This is a genomic window from Aliidiomarina sp. (genome assembly GCF_047920995.1).
In the GTDB taxonomy this organism is placed as follows: Bacteria; Pseudomonadota; Gammaproteobacteria; order Enterobacterales; family Alteromonadaceae; genus Aliidiomarina.
The window spans coordinates 35,108-55,163 of the sequence record NZ_JBLRWZ010000018.1 but is presented as its reverse complement, the minus strand read 5'-3'; the positions used below and the strand labels follow the sequence as shown (position 1 = coordinate 55,163).

Genomic DNA, 20,056 nt, shown 5'->3' with positions numbered 1-20,056 from the left:
CTGGTTCATCCGCTCTGCGGCCAGAGATACCCGGCCTGGGTGAAGGTTTTAATGCCCATTTCCAACAACTGCAACTTAAGTTCTGGCGATGGCAAACTTGCATCGCTAATTTTCCGCTGTGCTGCGAAGCGCGCCGGTAAATGAGCGTAACTGAATAGAGAAATACGATCTGGGTTGAGCGCTACCACTTTATCTAGCGAGCGCTGAAAGCTTTCTGGATGCTGATGCGGCAAACCATAAATAAGATCTAGGTTAATCGATTCGAAGCCATATTCACGCGATTTCTGCACTAAGGTTTCGATCATCGCGTCTTCTTGCACACGGTTGATGGCAATTTGTACTTTGCTATCGAAATCCTGCACACCATAACTTACGCGGTTAAAACCAAGTGCTCGCAAATGCTTAAGTTTGGCCAAAGAACAGCTGCGCGGATCGATTTCGATGCTGATTTCATGCTTCCCGTTGGCTACTAAACCAAGGTGCTCTTCAAGCATCTGCATTAATCGGCTAAGTTGCACTTCAGTAAGAAACGTAGGGGTACCACCACCTAAATGGAGAGGGCCTAATTCACGCTTCGCCAGTAAGGGTTTGTACAAGCGCATTTCCTGCTCTAAGGCATCTAAATACTGATCTGCTTTGTGCTGATGGCGGGTAATTACCTTATTACAACCGCAATAGAAGCAGAGCTTGTGGCAAAATGGTAAGTGAATATACAGGCTTAATGTATCGCCGCTACCCTCTAGTGCGTTGATTACTCGTGATTCCGCAAACGGCGAGGTAAGTGCCAACGCCGTAGGGTAAGATGTATACCGCGGCCCATTAATGTTGTAACGAGCAATAAGTTCTGGATCCCAACGAATATCGGTCATTTCGAAACCTGCCTCTTTCTCTGATGGCACGAAGTATAGTATTGTTCATTCGCGGTAACATTGATCTGCCACAACGTTCTACTACAACAATGTGCTAAAACTTCTGCATTTAAAGTGTAAGTGCACACGCAACTAAAAAGAGACAACACGATGGAAATGTACGTACCGATTAAAATGATCCACATGCTTGCGGCTTATATCACCGGCATCTTGTTGTTGGTGCGCTTAGGATTAGATGCAAGTGGCAGGCCAACTTGGCGAAATACTCCATTACGTTGGATACCGCATGTTAACGATACAATTTTACTGATTATGGCCGTGAGTTTGTTGGGCCTCATGCGGTTTAATATTTTCGAGCATTCGTGGCTAACCTTAAAAATTGTATTTTTATTCGGTTATATTGCAGCCGGTGTTTTTGCTATTAAGCCGAAGTATTCTACCCGAACTCGCATTGTGGCGGCGGTGTTAGCATTTGCGCAGTTGCTGTTTATTTTCCACTTAGCAATTGCGAAACCTTATTTTTGGTAGGATAAACATATTATTGGTGCGCTAAATATTCCCTTCGAGTAGGCTTTGGTGAATGTTTAGGGCACCTAATGTTATTGGGGTTGTGGAAATCCAATAAATCAGAAATTTTCATTTCTTTTCAGTACCTGCAACTACTCTATTGCGGCCGCTATCTTTTGCCTCGTACATGGCTCGATCGGCTCGCTCAATGAGCTCATCCCAACGCTGATCATTGATATACTCTGCCACGCCAACGCTAATGGTAATTTGTGGTAGCCCGGCTTGGTTCAGCTCAGCAACTGCTTTACGCACCCGCTCAGCTACTTGCATCAGCTCTGGCATGCCCGTTGCTGGTGCGATAACTAAAAACTCTTCACCACCCCAGCGGCCGAACATATCTGTGTCGCGCAGCGCTTCTTTTACTACTACACTTAACTGCTGCAGAATTTGATCGCCAACATTATGCCCATGCTCGTCATTAATCCGTTTAAAGTGGTCGATATCAAACAGTAATATGCCGAAGCGTTTTTTATAGCGCTGAGCTTCTTTTAGTTCGCTGTATAACCGTTCTTCCAATCGGCGGCGGTTCCAAATACCGGTAAGATCATCAAAGCTAGCGAGTTTTTCCAGTTGCTGGTTAACTGCTTCGAGCTTGTCATTGAGGATATTCAATTGCATGGTGTCGGCTACAATCAACAGGTCTCGTGCTACATCACGTGCAGCATAAAGCTGAGCGGGTCGCCATGGGCGGCTTTTGCCGCGCACTTCCTCTTGCCATAATGCAAATGATTTACGTGGGCCTAACATCGTGCCTGTTGCTGTTTCTACTTGGAGTTTTTCAGGCACGCCAGCCCAACTTCGCAGCTCGGCTTGTTCCAAGCGAAATAATAAAAAATATGAGAATACATCAGCGTTATTTTTCAGCGGGATGGCCAGTAAACCAGCAAACAGCGAATGCAATGATAGTAAGCCCGGCACTTCATCTTTAAGATTATGGCTATGCCACGCAAATTCATCACGAGCGTGCTCTTCTAGCCACCGCACAATTTTTTGCAATTCTCTGCTACTTGGGTTTTGCCCCATAGTCGTCATTTTGTCACCGCGAACATAACAAATACCATGGCACTGGAAGAGGTCAAGCCAGCGCTCGGCATGCTCTTTTACCAGCTCATGTGGCGTTTCTGCGGTTTTTGCCGAGATAGCCAACTGTTCCCGCGCTTCTTGCATACGAATTACATAGCGCTCGATATTGCGAGCATGAATTAGCCACAAACGCTCGGCCGCGAACTCAACGATTCTTACTAATAAGCGCCTGCGCCTGCGATCTAATACCTGCGGTTCGGAATGGTGGCATGCTACCAACCCCCATAGCGCCTCCTCCTTAAAAATTGCAATCGAGGTAGACGCGCCAACACCTAAGTTCAGCAAATATTGCGAATGCAGTGGTGATACTGCGCGCAGTAAGCCGGTACTCAAATCGATAGGATTTGTTTCTGCTTCAGCGGCGGACCCATGGATTGCTGTAAGTGGAATGGGCGGTTGCTCGCAATCAGGAATTAGACGAATGGGATTCTTACTATACATGGCACGAGCTTGAGGCGGAATATCACTCGCTGGGAAATGATGGTGTAATAAGCTATTAAAGGGCTTGCGTACCGCTTCGGTAATTACTTTACCATGCCAATCATCATCAAATTGGAAAATCATAACTCGATTATAATCTGCGATGCCTTGCACTAAATCACACAGGTTTTGTAACAACTGCTGTTGGGTTGAGCTACTGCGTAGCAGCTGAAATGCCCTTTGAAATTGCACTTCAAACCAATTGCTTACGTGCGGGTAATTGGGCTCAGCTTCAATAATCCAATAGCTGTTGGTACGCCAAGCTAAATAACTGAGCGTGTTTGTTTCTACCCAAATCGCTTCATTGCGATCCGCATCACTGAGTTCTGCAAATAGAGATTCTGGGAAAAACTCTTGGGGGTTAATCTCCAGCCAATCGCTTTGTTGCATGATTTTTGCAGTTGCAGGGGCTTTCGAATCTTTATGTTGCGCATAAAATGCTGCAGCATTCGCGCTTGCGTAAAGCACCTGGGTCATATTGGGATTGGTAACAATTGTGGCACCAAAGCCCTGAATAGCATGCGGTATATGAATTGGCTCTTGTTCACAAGCGGCAATTAGTGGCTCGATCTGAGTATCACTGTCTGTGTTGTTTGTTTGCGGATATTCATGGTGCGACATTAATTATGTCTCCGTTGTGCTAAGGCGCATTCAATAGCAAAAAATGTACTGCGCGCCGCTTGTACGGCCTCGGCCTGCTGGCTGTGGCTTAGTGGAATCGCTGCAGCACAGCGTTGCCAATTACACCAAGAATCGGGGTTTGTTTGCCAGTAATTAAAATAGGTGGCTATCTTATCAGTATTGATAAATTGATGCGCTAATCGCTTAGTTATTATTCTGCCGCCTTGGCTTGCTCCTTCTATTACATAAAAGGCGCCAAGCTGTTGCGGCACAGTTGTTAACTTAGGAAGTGCGTGGGTAATCGCCAACGCATCTTCCGGGCTGTAACAGGGCTCTAACCAATGCGGTAGTGTGCTGGTGAGCTGCCGTAGATCATAATCCAGAAGTGGGATCCTGCTGCGATACTGATACTCGCTTAATTCTTGATGCACCCCGTACTCAGTAGCTAAGCGGGCTTCAAAATGCTGAAAAAAGCAACGAAAACCAAACAAAATATCCGCATACTCTGTTAACTCTAAATCAGCCGCAAGCAACCTTGCCAGCAAGGTATGTGCTTCAATCTGAGCATGAGCGCTTTGAGTGGCGCTACGCAGCAGTTGATGCGTTGATGTGCTAAACAGTGCTGGCGCTTTTATCTGCTGCATCGGCTCTCGATTTAATGGTTGGTTTAGTGTCCGTTTAAGAATTAACGAACTGTTCTGCTAGTTTAGCTGTGAATGCGTAAATTGATAGCTGAGGATTGGCACCAACACTGGTAGGAAAGATTGAACCATCAAGTACATACAGATTTTCTAGTTGATGATGTTTACCACTCAAATCAACCACACTTTGTTTAGCATCTGGCCCCATTGGGCAGCCACCCATAACATGTGCACTGGCAATTCGTAAATTGTGCGCTTGCCACACCAACCCGCGAGCTTGCGTGCGATAGGTAAGCATGTTGCCTACCTCAAGTGCATTGGTGTGGAGTGGCACAACCAGCTGCGCACCGGCGGCAAACTGAATTTCAGCCATATGTTCAAGCGCCATGGTAGCGGTGTTTAATAGGCGATTATTGATAGGGTAATCGAGTACTGCATCACCATTCTTACGAAGCTTTACAGAGCCTCCCGGGTCGTCGGCAAAAAAACCATCGCGCATTAAAGCGAGGAGTAGATTGCTATTGGCCAAATTGGCTACTCTGCGCCAATTATCCGCGCCAAAGCCACCCATAAGTGCCGAGGTAATACTCGGTTGCATTGGCGGTACTTCTAGTTTGAAACCCATACGTTCGGAATCGGCGCGCACTTCATTAAACTGATCGGAATATACCGATTGTGGGGCGCCATAAAAACCATTAATCGGTTGCTTAAAAGTAGCCAAACTCATAACTACCGGGTGCAAAAATGTGCGTTTACCAAGGTTTTTATGCGGATCCGGCGCGTGCGAGCGTAGTAGCAGCGCGGGGCTATTAATGGCACCACCGGCCACAATTACGCGCGGTGCGGATACGCTAAATTGCCTACCGCTGGCTTGGCTAAGTTGGGCGTCCATAGCGCGGCAATGCACTTTACTTACCCGTTCATCATTATGGGCAAGCCGTTGCACTCTTACGCTGTGAATCAACACAGCACCTTTTTCTAATGCCGCGGGAAGGCTGGTTACCAACATGGATTGTTTGGCATTGATAGGGCAACCGGTGCCACAATAACCTAAGTTCCAACATCCTTTTACATTGCGGGGAATGATATCCCAGCTATAACCGAGCGCTTCGCAACCTTTACGGATAACATCGTTATTAGCGTTTGGAGCCATTGCCCAGCGGCTTACATTTAAGCGCTGCTCTAAGCGTTGAAACCAAGGCGCCATCGTTGTAGAGTTCGCCCAATCGATACCATAGGCACTTTGCCAATGCTGCAATGTTGAATCGGGTGTGCGAAAACTGCTGGTCCAATTTACCGTGGTAGTGCCGCCCACGGTACGCCCTTGCAGAATACCAATGCCGCCGTCTGCACTGGCACGTAGCGCGCCCTCTTGATAGAGCTCGGCGTAGGCTTGTAATTCATCATTGTGAAAATCGCTGGATGTTTTTAGTGAACCTTCTTCTAAGATATACACCTGTAACCCAGCATTGGTGAGTATTTCAGCTGCCGTGGCTCCGCCAGCGCCTGAACCAATAATAATCACATCCGCCTGCGGCAGTGGGGGCAGGGGTTCGGCGCCGTTGAATACTCGCCAGCCTCGCTGCATACCTTCACGGAATAAATCAGGAACGGGCATCAAGAGGTCCTCTTAAAAATGGTGGAGGCCCCAGGTAACCAATCGCCAGCCACGTATCAGGCAAACCGTACCAAGCCATTTGTAGTAGCTGGCATAACCCAGCATATCCGAAGCGAAATAAACTTACTCGGCTATCCCGCCAGCGCGTTAGGAAGGCGCTAATTTGCGCTTCGCTGGCATTTTCCCAGCTTCCCCAGTAGCCAGTGACAGGCCCTTGAGTTGCGCGAATGGTGAGTAAATCAGCGAGATCGAAAATTTGTTTTTGCATGGCGGGGCTACTGGCTGCCAGCATTTTATCTAAGGCGTGCAACGCTTGTTGCAGCAACGCTTTGCGATTGGGTGCATGCGCAAGAGTGCCGGGGTGTGCGCCAACAATTACTGGCAATAGCGCAGAAAATAACAGTATGTCTTGTGCGCGCAAAACAAGCATGCCTTGAAAGCCAGGTTCACGTCGTTTCTGCCACCAGCGGTAACCACTTGCGCCACCCAGTGCCGCAACGGTACCCGCAACGGCAAGGCCAATAGCTGCGCCACGCGTAAGCTTTAAAAAGCCTCGGCGGCTCTGATCAATAGGCTCTGCTGGATCGTTACCCGAGTTGGCCATAGCACCTCAGCGAATAAAAAGTTTATAAATGGTATTCAATAACTTACCACCATATGGAGGATACACAAAGCGAGCGCTATTTAATTTGCCTTTGCGCAGTACTGCCCTTGCTTTGCTAAAGGTTAAAAAGCCCTCATGGCCATGATAGTGCCCCATTCCTGAAGCGCCTACGCCACCAAATGGTAAATCATCTTGCGCTACATGAAACACGGTATCATTAATGCAAACACCGCCAGAGTGCGTTGTTTTCAATACCGCATTCTGCTCAGTTTTGTTCGCGCCAAAGTAATACAGCGCCAGCGGCCTATCGCCGCTGCGCACGTAGGTAAGGGCCTCGCTAAACTCTCGATAGGTAACAATGGGTAAAATGGGCCCAAAAATCTCACTTTGTAGCACGTCCATATCTTCGGTGGCATCGGTGATCAGGGTAGGGGGAATGATACGTGTTCCGGTGAATGATTCATTCGCTGGGTTCACCGATATCACGTTTGCACCTTGGCTAATTGCGTTTTGTAGTACACCGTGTAAGCGATCAAACTGTTTGTTATTGATAATCCAGGTGTAATCTGGATTATTCAGCAACGTTGGATACATGCGGGTAAGGTGCACCTTTAGCTCGGCTACTAAGGCATCTTTTGCATGCTCCGGGCAAAGCACATAATCGGGGGCAACGCAGGTTTGCCCGGCGTTCAAGGCCTTACCAAAAGCAATTCGCTCTGCTGCCGTAGCAATATCAATGCTATTGCCATCAGTGCCATGGCCAATAATAGCGGGTGATTTGCCACCGAGTTCTAGTGTTACCGGGGTTAAGTTCTCTGCCGCGGCTCGCATTACGTGCCGGCCAATGCTAGTTCCGCCAGTGAATAATAAATGATCGAATGGAAGTTTGGAAAACTCGGCGGCTACCTCAGCCTCACCAGTAATAATAGCTACTTCACTCGCTGGAAATAGGTTACCAATAAGTTTCGCCAATGCCGCTGCAGTATTCGGGGTAAATTCGCTCATTTTAATCAGCGCGCGATTTCCGGCAGCAAGGGCTGCCACTAAAGGGCCGATGGCTAAATAGAGAGGATAATTCCAGGGTACAATGATACCCACAACACCAAGCGGTTGGTATTCAACCCTTGCTTTGGCAGGTTGAAAGGCTAAACCTACTTTACGCCGGGAAGGCCGCATCCATTTGCGGATACGTTTTTTTGCATACTTGATACCTTCTATCGAGGGTAATAATTCTGCTAACCGTGTTTCATCGGCAGAGCGGCGGCCAAAATCATCATTAATTGCCTGAATCAGCATTTCTTGCTCGGCTAATAATGCGGCCTGCAAGTGCTCTAACCGCTCAATTCGTTGATGTGCCTGCCAAAAAGGAGCGTTCGCAAAATCGTTTTGTTGATCAGAAAACAGCTGCTGCATGGCGGCGATAGTGGCGGTTTCCTGTGCTGATGTAAGCGTTGCTGTGGATACTGGGCTCATTTACGGCCTCCTGCTTTGGCGAATTGCTTTTGCATAAGCTTGGCGTATATTCCGCGCGGCAGCCAGCGTTTCAAACGCCACATGCGGCGTGCTTGGGCATGCGGCAGCACATAAAACCGCCGCTGTGATACCGCAGCTGCTACCTGAGCGGCAATATCATCGGCGTTCAAATCGCTCTTGCTCATTAGCTTATCGAGGGTTTTGTCCATATTGGGTACCGTACTACGCATGCTAGAACCCAAGTTAGTGCGGAAAAACGAAGGGCAAACTACGCTAACGCCAATATTGAATGGCGCAAGTTCATTCTCTAGAGTTTCCGAAAGCGCAACAACAGCGGCCTTGGTGGTGTTGTAGGCCGCCATATTCGGCAAATCGAGTAATCCAGCCATCGATGCTACGTTCACGATATGCCCAGATTTCTGCTGTTTGAGCAGAGGTGTAAATACACGGCAGCCGCGCACAACGCCGAGCAAGTTGATTTGGGTAATCCACTGCCAGTCTTGCATGCTTACATCCTCGATAGCACCAACTTGGGCCACACCCGCGTTATTCACTACTACATCTATGCCATGCCATTCTGTTGCCAGGGTATCAGCCACCTTTTGTAAATCGTTATCTTGGGTAACATCACAATGAAAATAACGAATTTCGCTAGTAAGTGTTTGTAGCTCGGTTATTGCCGCATTGGCCTGCTCTTCTTGCACGATATCGCCAATTGCTACACGCCAGCCTTGTTGCGCATAACAGCGCGCAATAGCCAAACCAAAGCCATTGGCGCCACCGGTAATAAAAATACGTTTCTGTTCGTTATTATTCATAAAGTACCCAATTAGAGTTATACCCCTGCCTCTTATACACCTCTGAGTTAACCCGAAATCCCCGTGTACAAATTGATTCTATTGGCCACATTAACAATAGGCTAATGCGAAGCCAAAGTTTTATTTGCTGAACTTCTTGGTGGTTTCGCTCCAGCCATTGTTTGCAATCACGATATCGCGGTTGATTTGCGCAATGGTAGTGCAGCCAGTAAGTGCTTGGGCAACATCAATTTCGGCTTTAAAAGTGGCCATAAGATTCGTTACACCTTGCTCACCTTGTGCAGCTAGGGCGTAGGCCCAAGCCCGGCCTAACAAGCAGCCATTAGCACCAAGAGCTAACGCTTTTACCACATCTAAACCACTGCGAATACCTCCATCAACTAACACTTCGCAGCGCCCAGCAACAGCATCTACAATAGCTGGCAGCGCATGAATTGTGGCGGGCACTGAATCTAGCTGGCGGCCACCATGATTGGATACCGCGATAGCCGAAAAGCCCATATCTGCGGCAATGCTCGCATCACTCGCGTCGAGAATGCCTTTTAGCATGATTTTTCCTGGCCAATGTTGGCGCACCCACTCTAAATCTTGCCAAGTAACAGAATCATCGAATTGCTGATCTACCCAATGCTTAAATGCGGGTAAGCTTTTTGCGTTCGGAACGGCGGCTTGTAAATTGCCAAATACGAGCGGTTTTCCCTTGATAGCAACGTTTACAAGCCAACGTGGATGGCTAAGTAGATCTCTGGCTCTTGCTAGCCCTGCACGAAAGCCTTGTGCGCCAGCAATGCCGTTGCGTGTATCGCGATAGCGCGCGCCTAAAACTGCAAGATCTACGGTGAACACTAATACTTCGATACCGCAAGTATGCGCCCGCTCCAGAAGCTCTTTCGCGTAGCCTCGATCTTTTAGCATATACAGTTGAAACCACAGTTCGCCTTTACTCGCTGCCGCTACTTCTTCAATACTACATAACGATACGGTAGATTCACAAAATGGAATGCCCGCAGCACTCGCAGCGCGGGCTGCTTGCACTTCCCCACGCCGAGCAAATAACCCGGCTAAACCAACCGGGCCCAACGCAATGGGCATTGCTACCGGTTTACCCAGTAACTGGTGAGCACTGGAACGCTTTGATACATCTTGCAGTACCCGCTGGCGCAACTGCACATTGTTAAACGCGGTGATATTCGCCTGTGCAGTGTGTTCATTGTAAGAACCACCCTCCAGGTAATCGAAGAACTGCTTCGGCAGGCGCTTCTTTGCGAGCTGCCGATAATCATCTGCGTTTGCAGGCACTAGCACGCTATTCTCCTAGCTGAGCGGTGATAGCCTCTCGGAAACTGCGAATACGAGCCGCATTTGCCCCCACATCACTTAGACCAATTCGTGATTTACTGCGTATATCAAGTAGCGTTTCGCTACCTTCGCTGTGAATACGAATTACCACATCGTCTTTAAAGCCAAACCAAGTGGTGGTTGCCGTGGCTTCGATGCGGCCTTCGTTTGCTGCAGCGGCAACAAGCTCCCAGCCAGAGCGATTTACCACAGTTAAAGCGGCTTCGAAAACGGTTTGCGGAGGGTGTGAAAACCGCAAAGTTTGAATATCAGGGTAGGCAGCCAATTGTTGCGCCGCAGTTTCAGGGCCAGCGTACTCTACCGGATTGCGGGCATCTGCGCGCAAAGGCGCTACTGCTACGAACTCTGGTGGATTTGTAGTATCGGTAGAAATATCATGGATACGCGGTACGCTTTGCGCGGTTTGCATTTGCTCATAAGGTAAGTAGAAGGCTACAAAACCAAAAATAAGCGATACCGCTAGCACGATACGGTGTTTATTCGCGGAGGGCCGCAGTACGATGAGCGCAATGATTACCAATACGATTGCTGCGATACCAATGTATGCTGCCCAACGCATGAATAAAAATGCCGTACTGAGTTCAAGAATTTCCACACGATACAGCGGCCCAGCAATAAATAATGTAAATAGCGCAGCAAAACCGCTTACACTGGCTATCCAACAAAGTAACTTTTTCATGGTGCTGTCCTTTTATCCGGTATGTTGTGATGTGGTATATGATGATAGTTAATGGTTTAGGGAAAGATTTCAATGGAAATTCTATTTACGTATGAAATTTGGTTAAGGCTCAGCGCGTTTTTGGGTTTATTGGCGATCTTTCTATCGTGGGAAGGTTTAGCTCCGAAACGCTCACGAGAGCGTTCGCGGGGAAGCCGCTGGCTGAGTAATAGCGGTATTATTATTATCGATTCCATTGCCTTGCGATTAGTATTTCCTACCGCAGCTATAGGCGCAGCGTTATGGGCGAGTGAAACACAATTCGGCGTGCTGCATTACCTTGGCGCAGCCTTCGGCATGCCACTTTGGTTGCAAATAGTTGTTGCTGTTTTGATTCTCGATTTCGCTATTTGGTTACAGCACCTTATCTTTCACCATGTGCCCATTTTATGGCGTTTACATCGTATGCACCACACCGATGTGGATGTAGATGTAACTACCGCAGTGCGCTTCCACCCGATTGAGATGCTTCTTTCCATGGCCATAAAAATCGGCGTGGTACTCTTGATTGGAGCCCCGGCTGCAGCGGTTCTGATATTTGAAGTGCTGCTAAATGGTACCGCAATGTTTAATCACAGCAACATTCGCATATCGAGAAAAGCCGATCAGATTCTGCGTTTGTTCGTGGTTACACCGGATATGCATCGGGTACACCACTCTTGGCACAAACACGAAACCAATAGTAACTTTGGCTTTAACCTACCTTGGTGGGATCGCCTCTTTGGCACCTACCGCCATCAACCTCAAGAAGGCCATCAGAACATGGTTACGGGCTTACATGAGTTTCGTGAAGCAGCAACGAATCGATTAACATCTTTACTGATACAACCCTTTATTAATGCCAACACGAGTAATCCAAAGCAGGATAAGCAGGCGAATTTACCTAGAGAGCAAGATTCTGCGAGCGAAGAGTAAGGTAAAAATAGCGGAAAGCCGCTCGTCGTGATTCCGTGATTCGTTAATATTAGCCGCGAAGAATTTACTGCAGTGTAGGGATAGGTTTAATAATGAAGGCATTCACATCTGTTATTGTGTTAACTGTCAGCATGATTTTAATTGGCTGTACAACAGCTCCTAGTAGTTCACCATCTGAATTAGTTGGCTATAAAGAACGTGGGCAGGCATCGTTCTACGCGATGAAGTATCAGTTTCGCCAAACAGCAAATGGTGAACGTTTTAATCAATACGCAAAAACGGCAGCTCACAAAACGCTTCCCTTTAATACTCGAGTGAGGGTAACGAATCTAAGTAATGGTAAAAGCGTTGTTGTTAGAATTAACGATCGCGGTCCGTTTATTGAAGGGCGCATTATTGATCTATCCCGATCTGCATTCAGCGCTATTGGCGATATAGATTCGGGCCTTGTAAATGTTGAAATAGAAGTAATTTAATTATCCCGCATTACGAGTTCACTGTTTTGTTTATTTAAAATAGGATAATGTTATACAACTACCATTAGTTTGCTAAAACAAGGCGAGTTTAATCACTCGATGAGCCAGCTTTTCGCTTTACTAAATGCGTTATCGCGGCTAAGCAATAGCGTTCATTCCTACCTATATAAAGCAGCTTTTAAAAGCCTAGAACATCTTCAATTTGATCACGTGTAAGCACATGGTAACTCGGTTTAGCTCGGGCATAGATTTCACGCGCTGTTGCTAAGCCCTCAGGTGTAGCGGCTAGCGCGGCATACACAGAGCGAATGTAAGCTAATCTGCCCATGCTCATCAGCATTTGCTCAACACGCGGCATAGCGGGTTCATATTGATGCTGTATAGCGATTACCAACCATGTTGAAAGCACCGAATTATTACCCGTGCTGGTTAAGTTAAACTCCTCATCTAAGCGCGCGAGCTGAGCTTGGCTTACATCACTAGGTAAGTTGGTTAAGAAATATAAGCGCTCATGGATGCTCCAACCGCTCATATCAATTGCTTCACCAGCAAACCAACGCTGCTGGTCTGCAAGTACTTGCTCAAATACATCTACTTGCGGCCGTGGTGCGGTATCAGGAAGCCCTGGAGCATATAACCATTGCATTATTTCTTCACGAGAAACGAGCCCAGGATTCGGTTGAATGAGTTGGCGCTCAAGGTACTCTTGGAATTGTTCAGTGGTAATACTTCGGAAGGCAAAATCAGCAAAGTATTGGCGCACAAATGCATCGAATGTTTCCCGGCCAAAGCGATCTTCCAAGAAGAATAAGAATTGCTGTGCTTTGGTGTAGGGAATAGCCGTAAAGCTGGTATCGGGATCGCGTTGCGCGAGCTCGATATGCAATACTTGCTGACGCTCACTTAACTGGGGGATTGCCGCATCAAGGGATTGTGCATCTAGCATCCGCTCCATTAACGCGCGCTCTTCACCAAATACCGCTTCCATAATGCGATTCTCAACGTACGAGGTAAACCCCTCGTTCAACCACAAATCTCGCCAAGTAGCATTAGTAACTAAGTTACCAGACCAAGAGTGGGCTAGTTCATGAGCAATTAAACTCACTAAGCTTTGATCACCTGCAATTACGGTTGGGGTTAAAAATGCCAGCTGTGGGTTTTCCATGCCACCAAATGGAAAGCTTGGCGGCAACACGAGCTGATCGTAGCGATCCCATGCGAAAGGACCAAATAATTCCTCGGTAACTGCCATCATATCTGTGGTGTAAGCGAATTCATTTACCGCAGACGCCAAAACTGACGGCTCAGCATAGATCGCCATGCGCTCATTCAGCGCATGAAAATCAAGGTCACCCACGGCAATGGCCATGAGGTAAGATGGTATTTTTTGTCGGCTCTCGAACCGATACACCCCAGTTCGCTCGGGGTTAGGTGGGTTGTTCGCGCCCATTAAGCCGAGTAATTCAGGTGGTGTGGTGAGCTCGCCAGTAAAGGTAAAACGTTGTAGCGGAGTATCTTGTATGGGAATCCACGTACGGGCGTAATGGGGTTGTGATTGGCTATATAAAAACGGATAAACACCACCTGCAGTTCCCTGCGGGGCAACCCAATCAAGCCCGGTAGCCTCGGGAGATGAGGCGTAATGAACGCGCACTTTTTCGGCACCATCGGGTAAGCGGATAACGAGCGGGGTTCCTAAAATAGGATCGCGATTACCGAGCTCATACTCAGTATTACTCCATTCACCACTGGTATAGGCTTCCGCCCGTGCGATGCTGAGCATTTCGGTATCTAATACAAGCGTATCCGCGTTTTCATCATGATACTCAAGATCGAACTCTACATAGCCAGAAAGCACATTGGCATCGAAATCCACGCGCAAATTTAAATGTAAGTTTGGCGTGCTTACTTGATTACTATTGGCGAAGCTATGTGCATCAATGGTAGGTGTTTCAACCCGCCAATGGTTATTTTCGCGGGCTCCTGAGCGGGCTATATCTTCACTAGCTGCCTCTAAGCTATCAGTAGGGCTTGAATCGCTTGCAGGCGAGCAAGCTGCTAGAGCAACCATGAAGGTTGCCGCAACAATTAGGTTCATCCAGCGGTTACGAGTAAGCACGGCCGCGTTAAAGCTTAATAATGCGCCAACACTTAGCGTTAGAGCTGTGGCTTTTTTCATAATGAATTCCTTGGTGCAAAGGCTCGGAGCGGCGTGATTAGGCTGCAGTATACAGCGCTTAACCCCAACGTTACATGTATCTATCATAATGCTTTTTTTGCACAATATCACAGCGATTCACCCGGGAATTGCTGGAAACAAGACGCATTAAGGTGAAATGGTTGATTAACTCGGTGTTTTGATACACGCATTGAAGTTACAGTGTGCGTACACTGGAGCCGTTCAATTAATCCTTAAGGAGTACGCAATGAAATTACTATCTTCTATCGCCATTGTATTGGCGTCATTTCTTTTACTTGCAACTGGTAACGCTAGCGAAAATACTGAGCTTGCGGAACGTAAGCAAGAGTTCACCGAAGCTGCTTTTAAGCAAGCACAAGCTGAAAATAAAGCAATTCTTATTGATGTATGGGCTGAGTGGTGCCCCACTTGTCGTCGCCAACAAGATCGCTTAAATGATTACTTTGTGGAAAATCCTGACAGTGAAATCGTAGTGTTTGTGGTGGATTATGATAGCCAAAAAGAGTGGGTAAGCTATTTTAAAGCCCCTCGCCAATCCACGTTAATTCTCTATCATGGTGAAGAGCAAATTTGGTTTAGTGTTGCTCAAACCAATAAAACCCCTATTTTTGCCGCTCTTGAGCTTGGTGATAGTAAAGTGAGTGGTGAGTAATTTATGGAGTTTTCAGCACTACCCTTAGCGTTCGCTGCGGGTATTCTGAGTTTGCTTTCGCCTTGTGTATTGCCCATGGTGCCAGCGGTAACCGCATCTGCTATGCGAGCATCGAAAGCCGGCTTATGGTTTCTGGCCGGTGGTATCGCCTTTACATTTGCACTCGGTGGCACAGTTCTTACTTATTTATTTATGAGTATGGGCTTACAACCCGATGTAATGCGTTCATTTGCCGCGGTTCTGATGTTAATCATCGGTATTGTGTTGGTGGTGCCATGGTTAAGTGATCAATTCAGCAATAAGCTTTCCGCGCTAGTAAGCCGATTACCAGGAACCAATGTACAAAGCGATGGTGTGGCCATGCAGTTTTTGGTGGGCGGATCTTTAGGCTTAGTGTGGCTACCATGCGTGGGGCCAACACTCGGTGCTGCAATTGCGCTGGCGTCTACTGGCCAAGATATGGGTATGTCATTCTTAGTTATGGTGATGTTTGGCTTAGGCACTGCACTGCCTTTAATTGGTATTGGCTATGCAGCAGGTTTGCAGCTCAACAAACTAAAAGCATCAGGCAAGATCGGTAAACTTATTCTTGGTTACTCCTTACTTGTGATCGCTTTAATGATTTTTACCGGTATTGATAAAGTATTAGAAATCTGGGCAATTGAGTTTTTGCCTGATTGGGTAACCCGCATATAGATAAGGATTAGATAATGAGTGAATATAAAATACACAGCATTGATTCAGCACCAGATGGCAGCAAACCTTTATTAGAAGGCTCGCAAAAGGCGTTCGGCATGATTCCGAACTTACATGGTGTAATGGCAGAGGCGCCCACCGTGTTGGAGGCTTACCAAAAGTTACATCAGCTCTTTACTGAAACCAGTTTAAGTAGCGATGAGCAAAATGTGGTGTGGCTCACGATTAATGTTGAGCACGAATGCCATTATTGTGTGCCAGCTCACACTGGAATTGCGAAAAGCATGCAGGTAAGTGAGCAAGTGATTACGGCTTTACGTGATCAAACACCACTAGAAGATAAAAAGCTAGAAGCTTTACGCACCTTCACATTGGCCGCTGTTCGTAAACGTGGGGCAGTAAACGAAAGCGATTTAGAAGCGTTTTATGATGCCGGATTTACTCAGCAGCAGGTTCTTGAGGTGCTACTCGGCGTTTCGCAAAAAGTGCTTAGCAATTATGTTAACCACATTGCAAAAACGCCGGTAGACGAAGCATTCAAGCAGTTTATCTAAATCGGCGAACCCGGCGGCATTGCAACTGGCTGGAATTGCTCTGGCCACTCGCCCTGTTCTAATGCTTGTGCAATCATACGCGCGAGATGGTTACGAAAATGCGCTGAGCGTTGCAGCTCTGCTTGTCGCCCCCGGCGATTTGAGCTTTGCTGCAAATCACTGCGTAATTCTAGTAATGCAGCGGCAAGTTGGCTGCGCACTTCCGGTGCGGTGCGGCTATCGAACATGGTATTCACTAACTGGTAAGTGGCCACGTACAGCACCCGCTGGCTGATGGGGTGATGCAGGGCATTGGTAACACTGGTTTGTTGCAGCAGCGCTTTACTTAACTGGTAAGGTGTTGGATGCTCGCCGCCATGGCGCTGCGCTTGCCAGTTTAGGCGATTCAACCGCACAGGGTTCAGCAGCATGGTTAAGGTACTGTTGGCACTGGCTTCGGCCATCGTTACTGGGTCTGCAAAGAAACCGTTGCGCGAGGTAAAATCTTCACGGCTAGCTTGCGAACCATAGGCTTTCGGCACTAATAGCGGTTCGATATGTTCCGGTAGTGCTAGAAAATCAGTATCAAGGGTGGCCAGTAACGCATTCAAAGCTCGCTTTTGCTCGGCGGCAGCGAGCGGTTGCTGCTCTACATTATCTTCCCCGTTTAAGGCATAGCGATAATGAACACCGGCAATGCTTTTTACCGCTGCTTCGGTTTGATAGCGGTGGAGCAGATACATTGGCACTAACACTTGCTCGAGTTCATCGAGTGGCCGGCCTTCGGCAAGATTCCCTAAACCAAAGTTCGCTAATACGGCGGCGCGTACATCAATTAAACGAAGTAACTCATCGGTGGCGTTCTCGCCGTTATTCCATAAATGGGCAGTAGGGTGGCCACCATGAATGGCACGCGCATCATTATCAGAAATAAAATGCATATCCTGCGCGTAGCTTTGGGCAATAAGCTGTTGTAACCCAGCTTGTTCCTCTTCGCGAGAGTTAAATTCTGCATAGCCGTAGGCCACTGTGAACATATCCCATGGGCCTAAACCAATACTGTAAGCATCATTCAAGCTAATTTCGCCATCTTCCGTAACTTTTATGAGCGGGTGGGGATAATCCATTACTGAAGCCCGATTCTGTGAATTTGCGGCGAAGTTGTGGGCAATACCAATCGTATGGCCAATTTCATGTGCGGAAAGCTGGCGGATACGGTTGAGAGCCATGGTTTCAATTTCATCCATGAGGTGCTCGCTATCTTTATCGGCAGCGAATGGCGCAAGTAAGCCTTGCGCGATCAACATATCTTGGCGTACGCGCAAAGAACCTAAACTCACATGGCCTTTTAATATTTCACCGGTGCGCGGATCCGCTACTGAGTAGCCATAAGACCAGCCTCGGGTTGCTCGATGCACCCACTGAATGATGTTGTAACGCACATCCATTGGATCTGCATTAGCGGGTAGTTCTTTTACGATGAACGCATCTTTAAAGCCAATCGCTTCAAAGCCTTCATTCCACCACCGGGCGCCATCAAGTAACGCTGTGCGAACCGGCTCTGGTGCGCCAGGATCTAGGTAATACACGATAGGTTCTACCGGTTCACTTACAGCTGCAGTTGGGTTTTTTTTCTCGAGCCGATGGCGACTAATAAAGCGGTGATCCATACTTTCTCGAAGTGGCGCTGCGTAATCTTGGAAACCACGCGCGTAATAGCCGCTGTTTGGGTGGAATGCGCGGGTTTGATAGCCATCATCAGGTAACTGAATAAAGGAATGATGCAAGTGCACCGTAATCGCTGTGGGCTCTGGAGTAACTGAACGCACATAACGGCCCGCGCCAGTGCCGGTAAAGGTAACTTTGGCTTCTAATTCGGTATTTTTGGGGAATGCTCGCATCCGATCGGGCCACAAAACTGAGCGGCTAGCATTTACCGAGAAGTTTCCTTCATTGATACGTTGCAACCGATCTTGGATACCATGAATATCGGTGTATAAAAAAGGTGTGTAATCAATAAGCACATGATTGTTGTTCGCTGCTACTATATCGAACCCCCACAAAACTGATTCTGCAAAGGCTTCCTGCACACTATCGCGCTCAGCGGTATTATCGGTAATCGCCCGATACATAGTGTTCTTTTCGGTGAGTAACACACGCTTTCCGTGCACAGAAAACTGCGCTAAGCGGGTGTTGCCAAGTTGGCCACGATCGAGGCCAATATCATTTGAGCCAATACCGCGAGGTAAGCTACTCTGGAAAATAAACTCTGGGCTTTGGCGAGGCACTTGCAGGTACACTTTGTCGGCTGTGGCATCATAGTAGAAACTAAAAAAGCCATCGTGGCGTTGCATCTCTTGGGTAAACTCAGGAATATCTTTTGCAGTAGCATTACCGGCTGTAAAAAAAAGAGCGATACAGGCTAGGAGAGCAAGATAAAAATGTTTAAACATGATGTGCATCCGATTTTGTTTTGAATTTGTTATTTACAGTGTAGATTTTGTATCACTTCCGGCGTTGGAAAGCGAGAATGTAGATAAAGAGTGTGGCAAAATGAATACCTGCCTCAATGCTATAACTCGTGCATTGTTGCCGATTTCAGTTTGCAAGCCGAAAGGACCATCATGCAAGTTATCGCCCTTAAGCACATCATCTTTATCTTCGTTGGCTTACTGTGCTTAACGCCATTGATTTCATCATCGTTGGCGTTGGTACTTGGATTAGCAATGGCATTGTTAAAGTGGGTGCCGCCCCAAATAAACCCAAGTAAATGGGTGAAAAAGCTACTTGCCATTTCGATTGTTGGTTTAGGCTTTGGTGTGAGCTTCGCGGCTGCAAAATCTGCAGCGCTCACAAGCCTGCCAATGATAGTGGTGTTTATTGTTCTCACTCTGCTACTCGCGATAGGCTTTGCTCGGGTGCTGCAAATGAACCAAAAAACCGCGGCGCTCATCGGTTCGGGTACGGCAATATGCGGTGGCAGTGCCATTGCGGCCGTAGCGCCGGCGATTCAAGCTAGGCCAGATCAAATAGCGGTGGCTTTGGGCTGTGTATTTGTATTGAATGCGGCCGCATTGTTAGTTTTCCCTTGGATCGGCCATTACTTGCAGTTAACTCCAGAGCAGTTTGGTATTTGGGCGGCAATAGCGATTCACGATACATCGTCGGTGGTAGGTGCGGCCGAGGTATTTAACGAAGCCTCGCTAGAAACGGCTACCTCAGTAAAATTACTGCGGGCACTAGCGATTGCTCCTGTAGCAGTGCTAGCCGCATATATATACCAGCGCTCAAGCACTCGAGCACTAATGCAAGCGCAAGCGATAAAGAGTAGTGAAACTTCAACTAATGCAGCAAAAGGCGCTGTGGCCAGCAGTACTGAATTGCCAGCAATTGTAACCGCACAGAAACCGCCGCTGATGCCTGCATTTATCATCCTCTACCTTCTGGCGATAGTGATTGCTAACTTACTTCCGCAGGGTGAGGCTATCTACAGTGAGATATTTGTTTGGGCGAAGCGGTTGCTGGTGGTGTGTTTGTATTTGGTAGGCGCATCGCTTTCACTAAGCACTATTCGGCAAGCGGGCTTTAAACCCATGCTGCTCGCAACCTTGCTGTGGGTGATTGTTTCGGTGGCTTCGTTAGGGTGGATCTTGGCCTAGGCTATGTAACAAGATGGTTAGGTTTATGAGGCAGAGCAAAAGCGCGCAACAGGCGATTTTTAATACAAGGTAAG

Annotated in this window: 18 protein-coding genes; 7 read left to right on the top strand and 11 right to left on the bottom strand. The window is 47.6% G+C overall.

Annotated features, from left to right (window positions below; all coding sequences use genetic code 11):
- Positions 1 to 5: 5 nt before the first annotated feature.
- Positions 6 to 869 carry an oxygen-independent coproporphyrinogen III oxidase gene (gene hemN / locus ACNA7P_RS06610; protein ID WP_416257832.1) on the bottom strand — a complete coding sequence of 288 codons (864 nt, stop codon included), beginning with the start codon at positions 867 to 869 and terminating at the stop codon, positions 6 to 8.
- A 150-nt stretch (positions 870 to 1,019) separates the two neighbouring features.
- Here hemN and ACNA7P_RS06605 point away from each other — a divergent pair, with 150 nt between their 5' ends.
- Positions 1,020 to 1,397: a SirB2 family protein gene (locus tag ACNA7P_RS06605; protein ID WP_416257831.1), complete on the top strand. Its 378-nt coding sequence runs from the start codon at positions 1,020 to 1,022 to the stop codon at positions 1,395 to 1,397.
- Between the two features lie 108 nt (positions 1,398 to 1,505).
- On the opposite strand, the gene ACNA7P_RS06600 is transcribed toward ACNA7P_RS06605, so the two are convergent.
- From ACNA7P_RS06600 to ACNA7P_RS06565, 8 genes are all read right to left on the bottom strand, one after another.
- On the bottom strand, positions 1,506 to 3,620 hold the full coding sequence (locus tag ACNA7P_RS06600; RefSeq protein ID WP_416257830.1) for a diguanylate cyclase: 2,115 nt from the start codon (positions 3,618 to 3,620) through the stop codon (positions 1,506 to 1,508).
- Positions 3,620 to 4,264, bottom strand: a complete 645-nt coding sequence (locus ACNA7P_RS06595) for a biliverdin-producing heme oxygenase (protein WP_416257829.1) — start codon at positions 4,262 to 4,264, stop codon at positions 3,620 to 3,622. The genes ACNA7P_RS06600 and ACNA7P_RS06595 overlap by 1 nt, the downstream gene beginning before the upstream one ends.
- A gap of 34 nt (positions 4,265 to 4,298) precedes the next feature.
- Positions 4,299 to 5,879, bottom strand: a complete 1,581-nt coding sequence (locus tag ACNA7P_RS06590) for a GMC family oxidoreductase N-terminal domain-containing protein (RefSeq protein WP_416257828.1) — start codon at positions 5,877 to 5,879, stop codon at positions 4,299 to 4,301.
- Positions 5,866 to 6,483, bottom strand: coding sequence for a hypothetical protein (locus ACNA7P_RS06585; protein WP_416257827.1), 618 nt, complete (start codon positions 6,481 to 6,483; stop codon positions 5,866 to 5,868). The genes ACNA7P_RS06590 and ACNA7P_RS06585 overlap by 14 nt, the downstream gene beginning before the upstream one ends.
- Positions 6,484 to 6,489: 6 nt before the next feature.
- Entirely contained in the window at positions 6,490 to 7,956 is a 1,467-nt protein-coding gene (locus ACNA7P_RS06580; RefSeq protein WP_416257826.1) for a coniferyl aldehyde dehydrogenase, read from the bottom strand.
- Complete coding sequence (locus ACNA7P_RS06575; RefSeq protein WP_416257825.1) at positions 7,953 to 8,774, bottom strand: SDR family oxidoreductase; 822 nt, start codon at positions 8,772 to 8,774, stop codon at positions 7,953 to 7,955. The genes ACNA7P_RS06580 and ACNA7P_RS06575 overlap by 4 nt, the downstream gene beginning before the upstream one ends.
- 120 nt (positions 8,775 to 8,894) lie before the next feature.
- The gene (locus ACNA7P_RS06570) at positions 8,895 to 10,079 is read right to left on the bottom strand and encodes an L-lactate dehydrogenase (protein ID WP_416257824.1); all 1,185 of its coding nucleotides are present in this window, start codon (positions 10,077 to 10,079) and stop codon (positions 8,895 to 8,897) included.
- Position 10,080: 1 nt separating this feature from the next.
- The gene (locus tag ACNA7P_RS06565) at positions 10,081 to 10,812 is read right to left on the bottom strand and encodes a DUF1499 domain-containing protein (protein WP_416257823.1); all 732 of its coding nucleotides are present in this window, start codon (positions 10,810 to 10,812) and stop codon (positions 10,081 to 10,083) included.
- A 72-nt stretch (positions 10,813 to 10,884) separates the two neighbouring features.
- On the opposite strand from ACNA7P_RS06565, the gene ACNA7P_RS06560 reads away from it, so the two are divergent.
- On the top strand, positions 10,885 to 11,766 hold the full coding sequence (locus tag ACNA7P_RS06560; RefSeq protein WP_416257822.1) for a sterol desaturase family protein: 882 nt from the start codon (positions 10,885 to 10,887) through the stop codon (positions 11,764 to 11,766).
- A 92-nt stretch (positions 11,767 to 11,858) separates the two neighbouring features.
- Positions 11,859 to 12,242: a septal ring lytic transglycosylase RlpA family protein gene (locus ACNA7P_RS06555; RefSeq protein WP_416257821.1), complete on the top strand. Its 384-nt coding sequence runs from the start codon at positions 11,859 to 11,861 to the stop codon at positions 12,240 to 12,242.
- A gap of 178 nt (positions 12,243 to 12,420) precedes the next feature.
- On the opposite strand, the gene ACNA7P_RS06550 is transcribed toward ACNA7P_RS06555, so the two are convergent.
- Positions 12,421 to 14,421 (bottom strand): M1 family metallopeptidase, encoded by a 2,001-nt coding sequence (locus ACNA7P_RS06550; RefSeq protein ID WP_416257819.1) that lies wholly within the window; start codon positions 14,419 to 14,421, stop codon positions 12,421 to 12,423.
- Between the two features lie 247 nt (positions 14,422 to 14,668).
- Between ACNA7P_RS06550 and ACNA7P_RS06545 the strand changes: the two genes are divergently transcribed.
- From ACNA7P_RS06545 to ACNA7P_RS06535, 3 genes are read left to right on the top strand one after another with little or no spacing between them, the layout of a single operon-like run.
- The gene (locus tag ACNA7P_RS06545; RefSeq protein ID WP_416257817.1) at positions 14,669 to 15,094 is read left to right on the top strand and encodes a thioredoxin domain-containing protein; all 426 of its coding nucleotides are present in this window, start codon (positions 14,669 to 14,671) and stop codon (positions 15,092 to 15,094) included.
- A 3-nt stretch (positions 15,095 to 15,097) separates the two neighbouring features.
- The gene (locus ACNA7P_RS06540) at positions 15,098 to 15,790 is read left to right on the top strand and encodes a cytochrome c biogenesis CcdA family protein (protein ID WP_416257816.1); all 693 of its coding nucleotides are present in this window, start codon (positions 15,098 to 15,100) and stop codon (positions 15,788 to 15,790) included.
- Between the two features lie 14 nt (positions 15,791 to 15,804).
- Complete coding sequence (locus ACNA7P_RS06535; RefSeq protein WP_416257815.1) at positions 15,805 to 16,344, top strand: carboxymuconolactone decarboxylase family protein; 540 nt, start codon at positions 15,805 to 15,807, stop codon at positions 16,342 to 16,344.
- Here the strand turns inward: ACNA7P_RS06535 and ACNA7P_RS06530 are convergent.
- Positions 16,341 to 18,776: a zinc-dependent metalloprotease gene (locus ACNA7P_RS06530; protein ID WP_416257814.1), complete on the bottom strand. Its 2,436-nt coding sequence runs from the start codon at positions 18,774 to 18,776 to the stop codon at positions 16,341 to 16,343. The genes ACNA7P_RS06535 and ACNA7P_RS06530 overlap by 4 nt on opposite strands.
- Positions 18,777 to 18,947: 171 nt before the next feature.
- Here ACNA7P_RS06530 and ACNA7P_RS06525 point away from each other — a divergent pair, with 171 nt between their 5' ends.
- Positions 18,948 to 19,982 carry a YeiH family protein gene (locus tag ACNA7P_RS06525; RefSeq protein ID WP_416257813.1) on the top strand — a complete coding sequence of 345 codons (1,035 nt, stop codon included), beginning with the start codon at positions 18,948 to 18,950 and terminating at the stop codon, positions 19,980 to 19,982.
- Positions 19,983 to 20,056: the final 74 nt, after the last annotated feature.